Origin of the sequence: Mycolicibacterium holsaticum DSM 44478 = JCM 12374 (genome assembly GCF_019645835.1) — a bacterium.
Taxonomy (GTDB): domain Bacteria; phylum Actinomycetota; class Actinomycetes; order Mycobacteriales; family Mycobacteriaceae; genus Mycobacterium; species Mycobacterium holsaticum.
This window is the reverse complement of the sequence record NZ_CP080998.1, coordinates 46220-64468: the sequence shown is the minus strand read 5'-3', so window position 1 is coordinate 64468 and position 18249 is coordinate 46220. Positions and strand designations below refer to the sequence as shown.

Genomic DNA, 18249 nt, shown 5'->3' with positions numbered 1-18249 from the left:
CTCTTCAGGACAGTCACCTTGGTAGCTTCGCGCCGTGCAGGTATCCCGCCGTGACGCGCTGCGCTATGCCGCCGCGGCGTCCGCACTGGTCGGTCTGGGTGCCGTTGCGGGTAAGCAGGCACCCGCAGCGAAGGCAGCCGCTCCCACGCTGATCGATTTCGCCATGCGCCAGATTCCCGCGAAAGACATCCGGGCGGCCGGCCACGCCGGAGTGATCAACTACGTCTCGACCTCACGGCCGGGCTCGTCGTTCGGCGCCAAGCCGATCACGCTGCCCTACGCCAAGGCGCTGACCGCGGCCGGTTTGGTGATCGTCAGCAACTACCAGTACGGCAAGCCCGGCGGGACGGCGCCGTCGGACTTCACCCGCGGGTACGCCGGTGGCGTCGCCGACGCGAAAACCGGGTGGCACCTGCACACCGCCGCCGGTGGCGGCCGCACCGCACCGATCTTTTTCAGCGTCGACGACGACATCGACCGCCAGACCTGGAACGACCTGGCGCTGCCGTGGTTTCGCGGGATCAACTCCGTGATTGGGGTAATGCGCACCGGCATCTACGCCGGCATCCGGCCGTGTCAGTGGGCCGCCGCCGACGGCGTCATCGGCAAATCACAGACGCCCGGCCGCGTCTGGGCGTGGCAGACCCGGTCGTGGTCGAACGGACAGATCTTCCCCGGCGCGGTTCTTTACCAGCGCATCATCGACACCGCCTCGAATCCGGGACCGGTGGTCGGCGGCATCCGCGTCGACGTCAACGACGTCCTGGCCCAGGACTGCGGCCAGTGGAACTTCCATCCCTGACCGGGTCCTCAGCGCGGCAGCGTGGTGATGTGCACGTGGTCGAAGTGGCCGTACCCCGACGCCTGCGGACCGGCCGGCGTGTAATACGTGCCGCGCCAGATCACATCCTGTAACCCGAGTCGGGCCGCGTTGGCGAGTGCGAAGTCGCGAATCTCGTTGCCGAGGGCGATGCCCTCGGGGCTTTCGGCGTTGGGAATCATGATGTCGATCGCCAGGCCGCGAGGATGCCACGGCTTGGAGTCCGGCCGGACCCCGCCGATGGTGGCGATCTGCGGGAACCGGGCGCTGACGGCGCGCGCGGCCACGATGGTGTTGGGCTGCAACCCGGCCTCGGACGCGACGCCGACGGGCAGCGCCTCCGGGATATCGACGCGGGCAGCGGCGAGGGGCGAAACCGGGTCGGCGGGGGGCGGGCCGGGCATCGCGGCGATCGCCGGGTCTTGGGGAGCGGGCCCGCTGGGCGGGACCGCGTTGTCGATCGCCGCTTGCTGTTGCGGTGTCAGCGCGGCGTACTGCGCCTCCGCGGCGGCGATCTGGCGCAGCAGGTCACTCCATTTGGCCTGTAGATCTGCGCGTACCGCGGCGGCGCGCTCAGCCGCGGCACGCGCGTCGGCGGCCGACCTCTCGGACGCCTGCGCGGCGGCGGCGGCACGCTCCCGCGTCGCGTGGAACGCCTTCATCTGATCGGCGGTGGTCGCGCCCACCACCCGCTGCACCGCCAATCTGTCGATCAGTTGTTGCGGCGAGGCCGCGGTCAGCACAGCCGCCATCTCACCGTCGCGGCCACTCATGTAGCTCATGGCCGCAAGCCGGTCGACCGCCGCCTGATAGGGCACAAGCTGGTCGTTCGCGGCCGCGAGGGCCTCCACATCGGCGCGGTGGCGGCCTTCTGCGGCGGTCTGGGCGGCCAGTCGCGCATCGGCATCGCGTTGCGCGGTCGTGACCGCCTCGCGAGCCTGCACCGCCTGACCGGACAACTCGTTGAGCCTGGCCAGCGCGTCAGCCGCCGGGTCCGCCATCACACCGGCCACCGAAAGGGCCAACACCAGGACAGCGACCAACGAACCGCACACCGTTCGCCGAAGTGACTGGCGCACCGGGGTCATAGGGCTTGGCACGATCCTTCGCTGCAGAGGACCGCGGGCGGCCCGGCTTCTTCGTCCCGGACAGGCTACGAACTGGACTTGATGCTGTCCACTCGGCGGTGGGCACTAGTCGTAGATGACGTCGAGCCCGCGCCGTTTGAGGTCGGCCAGGCCGTTGCGCATCGCCTGGAGTTGCTCGTCGGAATGTCCCGTCCAGTCGGTTACCTCGCCGATGATCCGCACGGGTTCGCGGGTACGGTACGAGCGGGTCGGATTGCCGGGCATCTTCTTGTCCGTCACGTTCGGGTCGTCTTCGACCGGACCCAGCGGTTCCACGAGGTAGATCCGGCCCGGACCGTCGCCCCTGGCCATCTCGGCGCCCCACACCGCGGCATCCAGCGTCTGCGTCACGTACACGTGGTTCATGACCCGGCCGTCCTCGTAGTTAGAGAAGCGGCCCGGGATAAGCAGATCACCGACGGACAGATCGGCTTTGGTGCCGTGTAGGTATGCGCCGGACTCGTGTACTTCGAAGGGTTTCGGCGGTGTCGACACTTCGACCTCCAGCTGTCGCAGTTCCTGGGCCGAAAGATTGTGCCGCGCGAATGGGGCCTTGCCGCAAGGCCCCCTCCGCGCCATATAGTGAGCATGGGACACGCCGTTGGCCCAGCGCGCAAGAGGCTGATTATTCGTCGAAAATGGCGACGGCTCGTGTCCAGCCGGCGGATGCGGCATGCACCTTCACCGGGAAGCAGCAGACCTGAAATCCACTTTCAGGCAGCGTCTCCAGGTTATGGAGCTTCTCCAGATGGCAGTACCCGATTTCTCGTCCCGCGCGGTGCCCCTCCCAGATGATCGACGGATCCCGGTCGCGGGAATAGCGCTGCGCGGTATAGGCGAACGGCGCGTCCCAGCTCCACGCATCGGTGCCGGTGAGTCGCACACCCCGCTCCAATAACCACAGCGTCGCCTCGCGACCCATCCCGCAGCCAGAGGAGACGTAATCCGCCTCGCCGTAACGGGCCCCAGCGGCGGTGTTGACCACGACAATGTCCAGCGACCGTAGCTGGTGGCCGATGCGGTCGAGCTCGCGGGCGACATCAGCGGCGGTGACCACATAGCCCGCTTCGAAGTGCCGGAAATCAAGCTTTACGGCCGGTTGCAAACACCATTCGAGCGGAACCTCGTCGATGGTGATCGCCGGCGCGCCCCCATCCATCGTCGACGCATAGTGATAGGGCGCATCGAGGTGGGTGCCGTTGTGGGTGGTGATCCGGACCCGTTCGATCGCCCACCCCTCCCGATCCGGTAGGTCATCCACCGTCGCACCCGGGAAGAACCCCACGACTTCGGCAGCGGTATCGGCGTGGGTGTAGTAGTCGATCTCGGGAAGATGCCCCGGCGGGTCAGATGCGATCCCCGCCTGCAAAGGCACCGAGATGTCGACAAATCTACGCATTCTGTTCTCCCCACTTATTTCTGCCGATTGCAGTTTGTCAGGATCCGCCGGCCGGCCCGCGCCCGGCAGCACTTGTTTGACACCTGTCAAAGACTTAGTAGCGTGTGCGGTGACCCAGTTCAAGAATGGTAGGCAGATGGCTTCCTTACCCACGGCGGCGATCATCGGTGCGGGCATCAGCGGTTTGACCACCGGCAAGAACCTCGCTGACGCCGGCATCGAGTACGACTGCTTCGAGTCCTCTGACCGGATAGGCGGGAACTGGGCCTTCCGCAATCCGAACGGACACTCCAGCGCCTACCGGTCGCTGCACATCGACACCTCGCGCGAGTGCCTGTCGTTCCGCGACTTCCCGATGCGCGACGACCTCCCCGACTTTCCGCATCACTCCCAGATCAAGGAATACCCAGCAGGTGGATTACTGGCATTACGAACGCAACATGCGCAAGCGGGAACTGCCCGCCGGGCGGCGCCGCGCCGAGAAGCTCGGACCGGTCCAGCTGGCCGGTAGGGCGCGCGAGGCCGTCGGGGCCGCCTGAGCCGACTGCGGTGTGTTCCACATCACACTCAATGTGGCGTCTTCTGCGTATGCGGACCCCCTGGCGGGGTAACGCTGAACCGGGCATCAAGCCCTAAAGCGCTTGTGCCCCAGGAAGAAGGGAGAAGGAAATGAGCACTCCTCAGGCGTCAATCGAACGCCATCCAGACATCCTCGCGCTTCGGGCCAGCTACGAGCGGGCTGCAGAATCCGGTGCCGCGCAGGCCACATTCGGACTCACCATGCTGGCCGGGCTGTATGCGGCCGCGTCACCGTGGATCGTCGGCTTCGGCGTCACCACCAACCTCGCAATCAACGACCTGATCGTCGGTATCACGATCGCGGTGCTGGCCATGGGGCTCGGCGTAGCCCTCGACCGCAGCCACGGTCTGGCGTGGACACTGCCGTTGCTCGGCATCTGGCTCATCATTTCGCCATGGGTCGTCAACAACGTCTCGGTCAGTGCCGGCACTGCTTGGTCGAACGTCCTGATCGGCGTGGCGACGTTGCTGCTGGGTGTGGGCGCTACGTATTTCGGAGTGCAGGCACGTCAGGTCACCCAACGCTGACGAGGTGCGGTCGATAGAGCGGACCGGCCACAGTGCCGGTCCGCGCCACCCTTGACGGCTCTGCCCGTCCGGCTGTGATCGCCCCGGCTCATGCCACCTTGCGCTGCCCGATCGGCAGGTTCAGTTGGGTGCGGACAGCACGGGTCATCTCGTCGGCGAGGACCTCGTCCGCGCCCGCCTCGATGCCGTCGAGAACCTGCCGCACCACATCGGTCGGGTTCGACTTGGGACTGTCGGAGAACGACGCCATGTCGGTGTCGACGAGCCCCACATAGACCCCGACGACCTGGACACCGCGCGGTGCCAGCTCCAGCCGCATCGCATCGGTGGCGCTCCACACCGCTGCCTTGGACACCCCGTAGGTCCCGCCGACGGGCAGCCACGCCAGCACCGACGCCACGTTCACGATGGCGCCGCCGTTCCGGGCGATCTGCTCGGAGAAGGCGGCGGCCATGTTCAGCGGTCCAAAGAGGTTGGTTTCCAGCTCCTCTCGCAGCTTCGAGGTATCGCGGTCGAGTACGGATCCGAAGCGGCTGATACCGGCGTTGTTGATCAGGACGCTGACGTCGGTCGCGACATTCGCCGCCTCGGACACCGACTGTTCGTCGGTGATGTCGAGTGCCAGCGCGACGACGCGAGGATCGGTCACGTCTATCTGGCGCGGATCGCGCGCTGCTGCGTAGACCTTGGCGACGCCCCGATCAAGCAGCTGCGTCACGTAGTGGCGACCCATGCCGCGATTGGCCCCAGTGACGAGCACGGTCTGGTCCTGTAGTGCGGTCATGTCGGCCTCCTCGTCCCGTGGTACACCGCTCGGTGTACCACCTGAACGACGCTACACCGGGTATCCGATGATGTAAACCGAACGGTATACTTCCGGTGTGAGCAAGCAGGCCGCGGAACGACCTGACGCCGCGCGCGGCGGCGGGCGCGGCGCGCGCCAGCGCATCCTCGATGCCGCGCTCATGCTCTTCTACCGGGACGGGGTCAACGCGACGGGCGTCGAGCGTCTGGCCGACGAAGCCTCGGTGTCCAAACGGACTTTGTATCAACATTTTCCGAGCAAGACGGCGGTGGTGCAGGAGTATCTTCGCCACCTCCGCGAAGGCGTCGGTGATCCCATCCACCCTGATTCGGGGACGACCAAGGCCAGCCCCAGGGCGCGCATCCTGGCACTCTTCAAGACACCTACCGGCGGCGGGATCATCCGAGGTTGCCCGTTTCACAACGCAGCCGTGGAGTCGGCCGGCGAGATACCCGAGGTGCATGAGATCGTCGAGGCGCACGAGAGAAGCTTCATCGACGGGCTGGGCGATCTCGCGAGCCAAGCGGGGGCGGCGAATCCCAAGGCGGTGGGGTTCCAGCTCGCCGTCCTCTACGAAGGTGCTGCTTCGCTGTCCACCTCGCTCAACGACACCGCGCCGTGGGACCACGCCCGCAAGGCCGCGCAGCGCCTTCTCGATGGCGCGATCGATCGCCGCTCGGAACGGCACCGCTGAGCGGACACCCGCGATCAGGTGAGCCGGGACTTCAGCAGCGCCAACCCGGGGCCCGCGAGTTCGTCGCAGGCTACGGTGCGTCCACAGACGGCCAGCATCACCGCCACGCCCGGACCGTGGATCGGCTGGCCCTCGCCCCACGTTCGGCCGGTATCCGTGTCGCGCAGCGCGATACCGCGCAGACGTCGCTGCGGGAAGAAGCCGAACTGCGTTCGGCTGGTGAGGAAGTCGAGGACCGAGGCGACGAGGTGCGGATCGGGCCGGTGCGCAAGTCCCAGGGGTATGCGCATGTCGGCACCGTGCACCAGCACATCGGTCAGACCCGACAAGGGGCCGGTCACGGGCGGACTGAGCTGGCGATCAGCACCGCGCCGTAAGGCGTCGGCGATCTCGCCTGCGGAGGCCTGCGCCCGACGGCGGGCCAGCGCGTCAATTCCGCGATCGATGTTGCCGTGCCGGATGCCGCTAACCAGGAAGCCCCAGAATCCGTCGGTGAAGTCGCTCACCAAGTGCGCGGCAACCGTCTTGACATCCCATCCAGCGCAAAGGCTTTCGGTGGCCAACCGGTCGGGGCTGAGACTTTCTATCATCGTGGCGATCGACCGCCGCTCGGTCGCCACGGCGTCGAACACCCGCTGGCGTTCCGCTGGTCCCAGGCGCACTGTGCCAGGGTAACGCGGCCGTGGCCGCCCAGGCGCGCGACGATCCCGCTGATTCTGACCTGACGCCCGCGCGCCCGACGCGCGCCCTGGAATCGGCAGCCGCCTCATCTGGCGGCTGTGCGCCGTTGTTACGGTGGTGGCGTATGACTTCCACCTCGGATCTCGTCGACGTTCAGCACCGCGCACCGAATGCGCCACGGGATCCGTGGAGCTGGGGCGCGGCGGTAGTGTTCCGCTTCGCCTTTGTGTACCTCGGTTTGTTCTGTCTGGCGTTTGCGCAGATTCTGTTCGTGTACACCGGGGTCCTCAGCGCGTGGCTTCCCGACCGGGCCGTCCTGTGGCAGATGACCTTGGCCGAGCCCGTTCTCAGCTGGGTCGGTCGGCACGTCTTCGGGATCGATGCTGTGCTGCATCAGGATTCAGGCAGCGGCGACCAATCCGTCATCTGGATGCTGCTGTTCTGTCTCCTGGTGATCGCCACGGTCGCGACGATCGGGTGGTCGGCACTGGACCGTCGACGCACCGACTACAGCCGGCTCAATGCCTGGTTCCTGACATTCCTTCGGCTGTGCCTGGCCGGGCAGATGGTGTTCTACGGGCTGGCCAAAGTCATTCCGAACCAGATGCCGGCCCCGCCGCTGGCGGCGCTGCTGCGGACGTTCGGCGACCTGAGCCCGGCGTCGGTGTTGTGGCTGCAGGTCGGTAGCTCCCCGACGTATGAGATCGCCTTGGGCGCCGCGGAGCTTTGCGCGGGGCTGCTGTTGTTCCTGCCGCGGACCGCGACGGTGGGCGCTCTGATCAGTCTCGCCGGCATGGGTCAGGTTTTCCTGCTGAACATGACCTTCGACGTCCCGGTAAAGATCTTGTCCTTCCATCTTCTGCTGATCAGCGTGGTCCTGCTGGTGCCTCAGGCGCGCCGACTGGCGAATGTCTTTGTGCTGCAACGGCCTGCAGAGCCGGTGACGCAGCCGCCGCTGTTCACATCCGACAAGGCGAACCGGACCGCCGCGGTCGTCCAGGCGCTGCTGGGCGCCTGGGTGGTGGCCGGCTGCGTGCTGGTGAACGTGCAGGGGTGGTACGCGTACGGCGGTGGCCGATCCACGCCCGAGCTGTACGGCATCTGGACGGTTACCGAGTTCATCCGCGACGGCGCGCCGATTGCCCCTGCGCTTTCCGATGTAAACCGTTGGCAGCGGGTCATTTTCGACGTGCCGGGGGTGGTGACCTATCAGCGGATGACCGGCGAACTCGTCGATGTCCCCGCGACGCACGATGGTCAATCCCTCACGCTCACCGCGGCGGACCAGCCGACCCCGGCACCGTTCGCCACGCTCGACGTCGAGCGGCCCTCCCCAGACCGTCTGCGGCTCGACGGGCAGATCGACGGTCGACCGGTCACGATGTCGCTCGAGCGCGTCGACCTGCAGGCATTCACCCTGCGCAACCGAGGATTCAACTGGATCCAGGAGTATCCGTACTTCCGCTGAGGGGCCACGGCACCAGGTTGCCGCGTTCGACGAACCTGACACCGACGTTTGCTGTATTTCCTGACACGCTGGGCTGGGGCTAGGTACTGTCCCGAACGTAATCAGCGGTACGTCCGACAAGCCGTAGCCAACCCGAGGATTCCGCGTGCAGAGACGGGCAACGGCGGCGCCGGACCCCCTGGTGGTCCACGACGAGCCGCCTGTGCCCGCGGGCGCTTCACCATCTGTTCGGCAAGGCATGCGGTACCGGTTCAGGGTCGCCGCTGGGCGTCCCACGACGGTTCTCGGCGTGCTCGGGCTGGTGCTGTTCGGCTACCTCATCGTGGTGCCGATCGTGACGATGGTGATCCAGGGCGTGACCGTCGGCCCGAGGGACACGTTGACCGTGCAGCGGCCCGCGGGTTCGCTGACGTCGTACTACCTCTGGCGGGTGTTTCTCTCACCGGTCGCCGGCGACCTGTTCTGGCGGCCGCTGCTGCACACCGTGATCGTCAGCGCCTGCTCGGTCGCGTTGTCGCTCCTGCTCGGCGGGCTGCTCGCGTGGCTGCTCGCCCGCACCGACGTCTTCGCCCGCCGTTGGTTCAGCACGGCGTTGATCGTGCCCTACATGCTTCCGACATGGGCGTTCGCGCTGGCGTGGAGCACGGTCTTCAAGAACCGCACGGCGGGTGGTCAGCCCGGTTGGCTCGAGTCGATCGGCTTCACACCGCCCGACTGGCTGGCCTACGGCGGCATCCCGATCACCATCATCTTCACGCTGTACTTCTCGCCGTTGGTCATCCTGTTGCTCGGCAATGCCCTCGAACGCTTTGACCCGCAGTTGGAGGATTCGGCACGCTCACTTGGGGCCGGCTACTGGACGGTCGTCCGCACCATCCTGATACCGCTGATGCGGCCGGCGATCCTCTCGGCCGCCACCTTGATCCTGGCGAAGGTCCTCGGCGAATTCGGGGTGACCTACATCCTGGGGCTGCCCACCGACTTCAACGTTCTGGCGACCTCGCTGTACCGCAATATCTCGACCCGGGACAGCGGCGCCGCGGCCGTCATCGCCAGCGCCATCATCGTGATAGGACTGCTGTCCCTGTGGGTCGACGTGCACTTCCTCAAGGAGGCGCGGCGCTTCGTCACCATCGGGGGCAAGGGGTCGACGAACCGGATTCAGTTGCTCGGCAGATTGCGGGTTCCGGCCACCGCGCTCTGCGGGCTCGCGTTCGTTCTCAGTGTGATCGTGCCCATCGGCGTCCTGCTGCTGTCCACCTTGATGCATCGTCCTGCCGACTTCTCCCTGGACAACTTCACCCTGTCGTACTGGTTCGGCCACGACCTCGACACTGCGGGGTTCACCGACGGGATCCTGGTGAGCAGCGCCGTGTGGTCAGCGGCATGGAACACGTTCTGGATCGTCGGCGTCGCAGCGGTGTGCGCGGGTGTCCTTGGGCAGCTCGTCGGCTACGTCGTCGTCCGCTCCCCCAGCCGTCTGCTCGCAACTACATTGCGCCAGTTGACATTCCTGCCGTACCTTGTGCCGGGCATCGCCTTCGCGGTCGCTTACCTGTCGCTGTTCGCCGTACCCCGCGGACCCATTCCGGCGCTCTACGGCACGGCCGCCATCCTGGTGCTGATCTACATGGCCGAGCAGATGCCGTTCGCGTCGCGCGCCGGTATCTCATCGATGATGCAGCTCGGCAGCGACCTCGAAGACGCCGCACAGGCCGCGGGCGCCGGCTGGTGGCGCCGCATGGCGGGTATCGTTTTGCCCATCCAAAAGCGCTCCCTGGCAACCGGTATGCTCTTGCCGTTCATCGCCGGGGTCCGCAGCCTGAGCCTCGTGGTGATCTTGACCGTACCGGGTATGGATGTCTTGACCACGTTCGCGCTCAAGCTCGTCGAATTCGGGTTCACCCAAGCCGCCAACGGCGTCGTGCTCATCGTCTCGGCCATCGCGTTCGGCGGCACCTACGCCATCCAGAAGACCATGAAGGCCGACCTCGGTCGGGGATTAGGTGAATGACCGATGCCCACGATTGCTCTGCGCCGCATCACCAAGCGATACCCCGGAGGCACGACGAATGCCGTCGACAACCTGGATCTGACGGTCGACCACGGTGACTTCATGTGCATGCTCGGCCCCTCCGGTTGCGGCAAGACCACCACGCTGCGGATGATCGCCGGACTCGAACAGCCGACGGCCGGTTCCATCTCCGTCGACGACCGGGTGCTGGACTCCGTCGACCGCGGAGTGTTCGTTCCACCCGAGCGGCGCGAGATGGGCCTGGTCTTCCAAAGCTATGCATTGTGGCCGCACATGACGATTCGTCAGAACACCGAGTACGGTCTGCGTTTGCGCAAGGCCAGCCGAGCCGAACGGGTACGACGCGCCGACGAGGTGATGGCGGTGATGGGCATCGACCGTTACGCCGACCGCTACCCCGCGCAGCTGTCGGGCGGACAGCAGCAGCGGGTGGCGCTGGCCCGGATGCTGGCCGTCAACCCCAGCGTCATGCTTCTCGACGAGCCGCTGTCGAACCTCGATTCGCGGCTGCGTCTGGAGATGCGGGCAGAGCTCAAACGCATCCATCACGATTTCGGCTCCACCGTCGTCTTCGTGACCCACGACCAGTGGGAGGCAATGACATTGGCGACCCGGATTGCGGTGATGTTCGAGGGTCGACTCCAACAGATCGGATCACCGGTCGACATCTACGACCGGCCCCGGAACCGGTTCGTCGCGGAGTTCCTCGGCAACCCTCCCATCAACGTCGTCGAGATCGCCGACGTCGAATCCGCGCCGCACGTCGCGGCGGCATATGCCTTCAGCATGGCGAGGACTGCCGACATCGGGACGACCCCGGGTTCGGTGGGATTTCGCCCGGAGTCGATCCGGATCGAAGGACGCGACGACCCCGTTGCCGGCGACGGACTGTCCATCGATGGCACCGTGTTCGCCGTCCTGGCGACCGGCGGAAGCTGGACCATCGAAGTCGTCGCCGATGGCCGCCACCTGTTCGCCACCACGTCCGTCAATCCGACGTGCCGGCCAGGCGACGAGATCCGAATGCGGGTTCCCGCCAACGATGTTCACGTGTTCGACACCGCAGGTGATCGGGTGGACAGCTCTACCCGATCCATTCCGTGATAGCCGCCAACAAAGGAGAAGTCATGCACAGCACCATTTCGCGCGTTCGCCGCGTCGCGCTTGCCGGCGCGTCCCTCGCGCTCCTGCTGGCGGGCTGCGCGCCGCCCAGCCCCACCGGTACCGACGCCACGTCACCCCCGCTGGTGCAGACGTCGACCCAGCCCGACGAGGATCCGGCGGGCTTCGATCTCGACGCGCTGATCGCCGCTGCCCGCACCGAACCCGGTATCACGATCTACGACCAGACCACCAAGGTCGTCGCCACCGCCGAGGCCTTCGCCGCCAAGTACGGGCTCGAGGCCACCGGCGTGAAGGTCGAGCTCGGCGCCATCGACAAAGTGCTGAAGGAGTACCAGTCCGGCAACGTCATCGGTGATGTCGTCATCAACGAAGACCTCCCCGCCTACGCCGTGGAGTTACTCGATCAGGGTGTCCTCGTCAACTGGGTCCCCGGCGACATGAAAGGCTCGATCAAACCCGAGGATCAGTACCCGCTGATCGTTCACTACGGACCGATGGGCTGGGTCTACAACAGCCAGGTCCACTCGAGCTGCCCGGTGTCCAACATCTGGCAGCTCACCGACGAACAGTTCAATGGGCGCGTCGCCATTGCCGACCCGCTGAGCAACGCCAAGTACTCCTACTGGTTCAACACGATGGCGCTCAACGACGACGCCGCGCTGCGCAGCGCGTACAAGGAGCTCTACGGTACGGAACTGACCACGGACCAGCCCGACGCCGCCCACGAATGGGTGAAACGGTTCGCGCAGAACAATCCCAAGCTGACCCGTAACGACGAGGAAGTCTCCGAGGCGGTCGGTGCGCCCGGCCAGCAGGAGCCCAGTTTCGGTCCCATCTCCATGGCGAAGTTCCGCAACAACGCGCAGAAGGGGTACCACCTCGCTCTCTGCGATGGCATGAAGCCATGGGCGCTGCAGTCGTTCCCGTCGGGAATTGCGTACGCGGCCAAGACGGACAGCCCCAACGCTGCCAAGCTCTACATCCACTACATGCTGACCGAGGAGGGCTTCGGCATTCAGCTCGCGGACGGCAAGCCCTCGGCGAACTCGCAGGTGCCCGCACCAGATGACCCGTCGCACGTGAAGGACTTTATGGATCAGATGGCGCCGTTCCCCAGCGCCGACCTCGTCAGTGACTACCGCACCAAGTCCGAGTGGGAGGACTTCTGGCGCAGCTCGTATAGCTGACAGATCAATCCTGTTTCGCCTCGTAGCGCAGCAGGACCGTACCGCCGGGGAAGGCGCGGTTCTCCAACAGCCGCAGTGAGATCCAGGACGGCAGGGCGGGGAGAAACGGTGTGCCGCCGCCCACGGCGGTGGGAGCGAGCACGATCCGGAACTCGTCGACGAGTCCGGCCGCCACGATCGGTGCGGCCAGCGTCGCGCCTGCCACCTCTAGCTGACCGTCGGTTTCGGCTTTCAGCTTGCGCACCACCTCGACCGGGTCACCGCGTTCCAGGCGGGAGTTCCAGTCAACGGACGTAAGGGTGCGCGAGAAGACGACCTTGGGCATGTCGCGCCAGATGCGGGCGAAATCGACGATCAGAGGGGTGGCGTCCGGGGCGTCGTCGGCGGTCGGCCAGTACGCCGACATCAGCTCGTAGAGTCGCCGACCGTACAACGACAGGGCGGTCTCGCGCTCGAAGTCGTTCCAGTACTGGTGCAGTTCCTCGCTCGGCTCGGACCAGTCGATGCTGCCTTGTGCGTCGGCGATGTACCCGTCCACCGAGACGTTGAAGCCATAGATGAGTTTGCCCATGCAGATCAGACTGCACGAGAGGACAAAGCTCATCGCGACGCCACGCGACGTGCTGTTCGATCTGGTGCCGTCGCCGACCTCGGGTGGCTCCGCCGCTAGCCGAGGGCTGTGGTGGCCCCCAAGGCGATCACGCAGATCACCACCGCCGCGGTGGTGGCACCGTATGCGATCGTTCCGGAGCGTCCGACGGTGAATTCGCCCATGAGATCGCGGTCTCGTCCGATCACGATCATCACGATCAGCAGCGGCACCAGTAAGACCGCGTTGAGAACCTGGGTGGCCACCAGGATGGTCACCAGCGGCGCATCAGGGATGAGAACGATGCATCCGACGAGGACCGTGACGAGCCCAAAGGTCAGGTAGAACAGTCGCGCCTTGCTGAACGAATCGTCGACGGCGGCTTCGACGCCCACATACTCACACACCGAGTATGCAGTCGACAGGGGGAGCACCGATGCCGCCAGGAACGCGGCGCCGATGAGGCCGACGGCGAACAAGGTGGCCGCGGCGGGACCTGCAATCGGTTCAAGGGCGATCGCTGCGTCGGCGGCATCGCGGATGGGACGGCCGTGTCGGTGTAGCGTCGCTGCGCACGCTACGACGACGAAGAACCCGATGACACCGGTCATGACGGCTCCGGTGACGACGTCCACGCGCTCGAGCCGAAGATCGTCGACGCGGAGTTTCTTGTCGACGGCGTACGACTGGATGAAGGACAGCCCCCACGGGGCCAATGTCGTGCCGACGGTGGCGGTGACGATCGCAACGGTCGCAGCGTCGGTGGGCATGCTCGGCACCAGCATGCCCCGCGCCGCGGCCCCCCAGTCCGGGCGGGCGAGAACCCCTGAGGCGATGTAGGCCAAAAACACCGCCGACACCGCGAGCAGAAAATGCTCAACTCGGTGGAAGCTGCCCCTCAGGACCAGTACCGACACGATTACCGCCGCCGCGGGCACGCTGGCGTAGCGACTGATCCCGAATAGTTCTGAGCCTGCGGCGATTCCGGCGAACTCGGCGCACGTCGTCCCGATGTTGGCGACCACCAGCGCGGTCAGCACCGCGCCGCCGACACGAACGCCGTACCGCTGCCGGACAAGGCCGATCAGGCCCTGCCCGGTGACCACACCCATCGGGGCCGCCAGACCATGGAACAGCACAAGCGCCACGGTCGACAGCACCAGCACCCACAACAGTTGGTAACCATGGCGTGCGCCCAACACCGAATAGGTGGTGATGCCTGCTGGATCGTCGTCGGACAGACCGGCAAGCAGCCCGGGCCCGAGGACCGCAAGGAGACCTCCGATCGCAAATCTTCTGCGCCGCACAGTGTTCACGAGTTGCATCCGGCCTTGGAGTGCCGCGCGGCAGACGGCAGGTGGCGGCGACGGGGCCACACCCGGAATTGCAGGAAGCGCCGCCCATGTAGCCGGGGAGCGCGGGACAGGCGGGTTCTCCAGCGCGAGGCATGGTCGGGCGGCATCGCCGCGACGATCTGCTCGGCAGCCTCGTCGGGCAAGGCCCGCAGCACTCGCTCCCCGCTGGCCGGGACAACCCGGACCGCCTCGGCGACGGTGCGCGGTGGGCTTGAGGTCACGACTTCCGTCGCCGACTCGACATCGAGCTCACTGACCAGCAGCGCGAGTTGGGCAGGGTCGAGGTGGTGCACCGCAGACCGGGGCGTGGCCAACTGCACGGAGTGGCCGCGCTCCGAGGTCAGGTGCAGATCGGTCCATGCCACGACGTCCCGGGAGGTGCGGGAGGCCAGCCGCCTCAACCCCAAACGCCGCAGCACCGCACCGATACCGACGTCGACGCCCACCACTTCGAGGCGGTTCTGGGCGTCTCGATTGAGCACCACATCGGCCACCCGGGCCAACCGTGACCCCGCCACGTCGACGATCTGGGTGTCGAGTACGTCGCGGCTGAGCAGAATCTCCTCGTCCTCAAGCGCGTCGGTGATCGATGAGACAGCGAAGGTCGGCTCGACGTCGCTGCGGCGAAGCCACACGCCGGTCCGCTCGAACGATTCGATGTCGGTCCACGGCACCAGCAGATCCGGTCTGTGTCGGCGCCGCACCACGACCCGGTCAACCAGGTACGCGCCGACCTCAATCCCTAGCCTGGTCGTGAGGTCACCGATTCGACCGAGGGACTCCCCGTTGGCTCCCCGCACCTCTCGGCCGGTCACTTCGCTGAGCGAGAGCACAGTCAGATCATGCCGGACGCGTCCTGTGGTTCGTGGTGTCGGAGTGGGAGTCGGCTGGCGAACCGCAAGCCCGGCGCGCCAGGGCCGTGCCCCGGTGCGATGGAGTGTGGGCGCTCGGCGGAGGTCATACCGTCAACCTGAGTGGGCTGCGTGGCCACAGCTGGACCTAGCTGCTGCCTAACGACATTGGAGACATCACCAAGCTGCCGATCGCGACATCGCGCCACGTGCGGTGAGAACCCACACAACAGTAGTAGTCACGCCTTAGCCATGTTGGTGAAGCGAGACAAATGCAGTTGGTGCGCAACGGTTATGGTCTTCGTTGGACCGTTGCGGTGCTTGCCGATAATCAGGTCCGCTTCGCCGCCGCGCGGGTCGTCACGCTCGAACGCATCGGGCCGGTGCAAAAGTATGACCATATCCGCATCCTGCTCGAGCGAGTTGTGTAGACTAACTAAGTTTGCGACGAAATTGTGCGTGCCGCTTACGGTTCCATCGTAGACATCTTGCCCGCCAATGCTCGTGATTTCGACGATCGCATCCCAGAACACGTCGTTGGTTGCGAGGTCGTGCAATTCACGGTCGTCCAGCAGTGCGGCGACCCGATGAAGCCGGCCACGACTAGGCGCACGCTTCCACATCGTCGATCCACAGAATTTCGTGCCCATCGCCGCCGCGAACGCCCGGTGTGACATCTTCTGCTCCGACAGCGCAGCACGGACATCCGTCCAGACTTCCTTCGGAACAGTGTCGAGGTTGGTATTGCGGACCTTGCTCTCCAGCATGCCGATCACTTCCCGCACGGCGATCGCCTTTTCGCCGTTCACACCGACATGGCGCAGGAATCGCAGCTGATTCTCGGCACCGTAGATATACAGGTGCCACCCATCGCGGTACCCCGCCTTACGCACCCGCTTGATGCGTGCGAATACGCCAAGCCGCGCCAAGAGACTGACGACACCGTCGATGAGCTGGCGGCTAGTCGACGCATAGTAGATGCGGCCCTGCCCCATTTTTGTGTCCCAGGAAACCGAGCCGTCCGTGGCCCAAAGGTGATTAAGGAATGTTGCCACCTGGTCGTTCGGCAGCGCGAAAATTTCGGCCGGGACAAACTTTTCGTAACTGCGCTTGCCGAATAGCCCGAGCTCGTCCAGCCACGCCGCGATCGGATTGCGCTTGCCCCGCGCCAATCGATACGGCGCCGGCAGCCGCAGCGTCGTCACCCGCGCTGCCGGATAGTCGTCCCGCACCGCGGTGACCCCGAAGTGCTCGGCCGCGGAGGCGACGGCGTGCAAGTTCCATTCGTCGATGCTCGCGTACCGAATCGGCTGGCGCTTCACACACGAACCGTCGCCGATCATGTGCGCTAGCAGGACGATTTCGGACTCATCCATTCGCTGCGTCTGCACTGGCTCGGGCACCCGTCGCGGCACCGCGACGCGGTCGCCAACCTGCAACTCGCCCAACGGAGTCCAGCCGTCCAACGTCATGAACGGATGGTTCGCTGTCGCCTCCACCTCGCGTCCCGACGCTAGCCGCACCTTGAACACTTCCTTGTGCCCGCTGTAGAACACGTTTGTCATCGGCCGTGCGACCATCCGCTTGCGCTCATCCAGCGACCACACCAACGGCCGCTCGCCGGTGCGCAACAGCTCGCCTAAAGTCACCTCAGCGCCGTTGTCCGCCCGCAGGATTCGCGTGTTCGCCGTCAAGCATCCCGACTCGCGAAGATCCGAGATCATCGGCTTCTTGTCGGTGCGCTGTTCGGGACCGCGGTTCAGCTGGCTGATCGCCACCACCGGGACGTCGAGCTCCTTGGCCATCAGCTTGAGGCTGCGGGAGAAGTCCGACACCTCCTGCTGGCGCGACTCGTACTTCTTGCCCGACGTCATCAGCTGCATGTAGTCCACGACGATGAGCTTCAGCCCGGCCTTCTGCGACAGCCGACGTGCCTTCGCCCGGATCTCCATCATCGTCAGGTTCGGCGAATCGTCGATGTACAACGGCGCTTCGCTGATCTCGCTCATCCGCCGCGCAAGCCGGGTCCAGTCGTCGTCGTTCATCCGGCCCGACCGCATGTCGGCCAGCTTGATCTTCGCCTCGGCCGACAACAAACGCATGACGATCTCAGACCGGCTCATCTCCAAGCTGAAGATCACGCTCGCCATCTGGTGCTTGATCGAGCACGACCGCAAAAAATCCAGTCCCAGCGTCGATTTCCCGACACCCGGCCTGGCCGCGATGATGATCATCTGGCCCGGATGCAGCCCGTTGGTCACATCGTCGAGTTCGATGAACCCCGTCGGGACGCCACGGGCCAGCCCGCCCTGCGATGCGATCGCGTCGATCTCGTCCATCGTCGGCTGAAGCAGATCCTCCAGCGGGACGAAATCTTCGGACGTGTTGCGACCCTCGGTGACGTCGTAGATCTCGGCCTGCGCCCGGTCCACGATCTCGGTGACGTCGGCACCCTCGGCGCCGGCGTAGCCATACTGCACCACCCGCGTCCCGGCCTCCACGAGGCGCCGCAGCAACGCCTTCTCCGCCACGATGCCCGCATAGAAGCCGGCGTTGGCTGCCGTCGGCACCGTGGAGATCAGCGTGTGCAGATACGGCGCCCCGCCGATGCGCCGCAACAAACCCCGCCGGTCCAGTTCGGCGGCCACCGTCACCGCATCCGCCGGTTCACCGCGGCCGTAGAGGTCAAGGATCGCGTCGTAGACGTTCTGGTGGGCGGGCCGGTAGAAATCGCCGGGGCGCAGCCGCTCCAGCACGTCGGCGATCGCGTCCTTGCTCAGCAGCATTCCGCCGAGCACCGCCTGCTCGGCAGCGGAGTCCTGCGGAGGCTGACGGCCAAAGTCCTCACTCGGCGGCGGAGCATCCATGCCCGAATGGCCCCGGCTGTGACCCAGGTCGTCGACAACAGCCACCTAGCGTTGCACCTCCCCTAGCCCAAAGCTCGAACGCACATTCGACTCGTACTGCCGTGACAGTAAATGAGCCCACCGACGAATCTCCCGCGAC

At 65.9% G+C, this 18249-nt stretch carries 17 protein-coding genes and 1 pseudogene; 9 read left to right on the top strand and 9 right to left on the bottom strand.

The features are described from left to right. Positions 1-34 precede the first annotated feature (34 nt). Positions 35-802, top strand: coding sequence for a DUF1906 domain-containing protein (locus tag K3U96_RS00305; protein WP_220691700.1), 768 nt, complete (start codon positions 35-37; stop codon positions 800-802). Positions 803-810: 8 nt separating this feature from the next. Here the strand turns inward: K3U96_RS00305 and K3U96_RS00300 are convergent, their stop codons facing one another. The 3 genes from K3U96_RS00300 to K3U96_RS00290 form a co-directional block, all read right to left on the bottom strand. Further along, positions 811-1908: a coiled-coil domain-containing protein gene (locus K3U96_RS00300; protein ID WP_220693335.1), complete on the bottom strand. Its 1098-nt coding sequence runs from the start codon at positions 1906-1908 to the stop codon at positions 811-813. A gap of 105 nt (positions 1909-2013) precedes the next feature. Next, positions 2014-2442 carry an NAD(+)--rifampin ADP-ribosyltransferase gene (gene arr, locus K3U96_RS00295; RefSeq protein WP_069405200.1) on the bottom strand — a complete coding sequence of 143 codons (429 nt, stop codon included), beginning with the start codon at positions 2440-2442 and terminating at the stop codon, positions 2014-2016. 130 nt (positions 2443-2572) lie between these two features. Then, positions 2573-3346 (bottom strand): cyclase family protein, encoded by a 774-nt coding sequence (locus K3U96_RS00290; protein WP_220693334.1) that lies wholly within the window; start codon positions 3344-3346, stop codon positions 2573-2575. 136 nt (positions 3347-3482) lie between these two features. Here K3U96_RS00290 and K3U96_RS00285 point away from each other — a divergent pair. The 3 genes and pseudogenes from K3U96_RS00285 to K3U96_RS00280 form a co-directional block, all read left to right on the top strand. Further along, positions 3483-3752 (top strand): annotated as a pseudogene (locus K3U96_RS00285) (NAD(P)-binding protein); the annotation flags it as partial. A 7-nt stretch (positions 3753-3759) separates the two neighbouring features. Further along, positions 3760-3885, top strand: a complete 126-nt coding sequence (locus tag K3U96_RS27015) for a hypothetical protein (protein ID WP_268928492.1) — start codon at positions 3760-3762, stop codon at positions 3883-3885. A 130-nt stretch (positions 3886-4015) separates the two neighbouring features. Continuing rightward, on the top strand, positions 4016-4453 hold the full coding sequence (locus K3U96_RS00280; RefSeq protein WP_220691699.1) for an SPW repeat protein: 438 nt from the start codon (positions 4016-4018) through the stop codon (positions 4451-4453). 88 nt (positions 4454-4541) lie between these two features. Here the strand turns inward: K3U96_RS00280 and K3U96_RS00275 are convergent, their stop codons facing one another. Then, positions 4542-5237, bottom strand: a complete 696-nt coding sequence (locus K3U96_RS00275; protein WP_220691698.1) for an SDR family oxidoreductase — start codon at positions 5235-5237, stop codon at positions 4542-4544. A gap of 97 nt (positions 5238-5334) precedes the next feature. On the opposite strand from K3U96_RS00275, the gene K3U96_RS00270 reads away from it, so the two are divergent. Beyond that, positions 5335-5952, top strand: a complete 618-nt coding sequence (locus K3U96_RS00270) for a TetR/AcrR family transcriptional regulator (protein ID WP_268928464.1) — start codon at positions 5335-5337, stop codon at positions 5950-5952. A gap of 14 nt (positions 5953-5966) precedes the next feature. Here the strand turns inward: K3U96_RS00270 and K3U96_RS00265 are convergent, their stop codons facing one another. Next, positions 5967-6614 (bottom strand): maleylpyruvate isomerase family mycothiol-dependent enzyme, encoded by a 648-nt coding sequence (locus tag K3U96_RS00265; protein ID WP_220691697.1) that lies wholly within the window; start codon positions 6612-6614, stop codon positions 5967-5969. 143 nt (positions 6615-6757) lie between these two features. Here K3U96_RS00265 and K3U96_RS00260 point away from each other — a divergent pair, with 143 nt between their 5' ends. From K3U96_RS00260 to K3U96_RS00245, 4 genes are all read left to right on the top strand, one after another. Continuing rightward, the gene (locus tag K3U96_RS00260; protein WP_230982312.1) at positions 6758-8101 is read left to right on the top strand and encodes a DoxX family protein; all 1344 of its coding nucleotides are present in this window, start codon (positions 6758-6760) and stop codon (positions 8099-8101) included. 145 nt (positions 8102-8246) lie between these two features. After that, the gene (locus K3U96_RS00255) at positions 8247-10115 is read left to right on the top strand and encodes an ABC transporter permease (protein WP_220691696.1); all 1869 of its coding nucleotides are present in this window, start codon (positions 8247-8249) and stop codon (positions 10113-10115) included. A 3-nt stretch (positions 10116-10118) separates the two neighbouring features. Then, positions 10119-11240 carry an ABC transporter ATP-binding protein gene (locus K3U96_RS00250; protein ID WP_220691695.1) on the top strand — a complete coding sequence of 374 codons (1122 nt, stop codon included), beginning with the start codon at positions 10119-10121 and terminating at the stop codon, positions 11238-11240. Positions 11241-11263: 23 nt separating this feature from the next. Then, positions 11264-12448, top strand: coding sequence for an ABC transporter substrate-binding protein (locus K3U96_RS00245; protein ID WP_220691694.1), 1185 nt, complete (start codon positions 11264-11266; stop codon positions 12446-12448). Positions 12449-12452: 4 nt separating this feature from the next. Here the strand turns inward: K3U96_RS00245 and K3U96_RS00240 are convergent, their stop codons facing one another. The 4 genes from K3U96_RS00240 to K3U96_RS00225 form a co-directional block, all read right to left on the bottom strand. Then, the gene (locus tag K3U96_RS00240; RefSeq protein ID WP_220691693.1) at positions 12453-13019 is read right to left on the bottom strand and encodes a dihydrofolate reductase family protein; all 567 of its coding nucleotides are present in this window, start codon (positions 13017-13019) and stop codon (positions 12453-12455) included. 95 nt (positions 13020-13114) lie between these two features. Next, positions 13115-14353 carry an NRAMP family divalent metal transporter gene (locus tag K3U96_RS00235; protein ID WP_230982311.1) on the bottom strand — a complete coding sequence of 413 codons (1239 nt, stop codon included), beginning with the start codon at positions 14351-14353 and terminating at the stop codon, positions 13115-13117. Further along, entirely contained in the window at positions 14350-15225 is an 876-nt protein-coding gene (locus K3U96_RS00230) for a magnesium transporter MgtE N-terminal domain-containing protein (protein ID WP_220691691.1), read from the bottom strand. The genes K3U96_RS00235 and K3U96_RS00230 overlap by 4 nt, the downstream gene beginning before the upstream one ends. Positions 15226-15482: 257 nt before the next feature. Further along, on the bottom strand, positions 15483-18155 hold the full coding sequence (locus tag K3U96_RS00225) for a replicative DNA helicase (protein WP_220691690.1): 2673 nt from the start codon (positions 18153-18155) through the stop codon (positions 15483-15485). Positions 18156-18249: the final 94 nt, after the last annotated feature.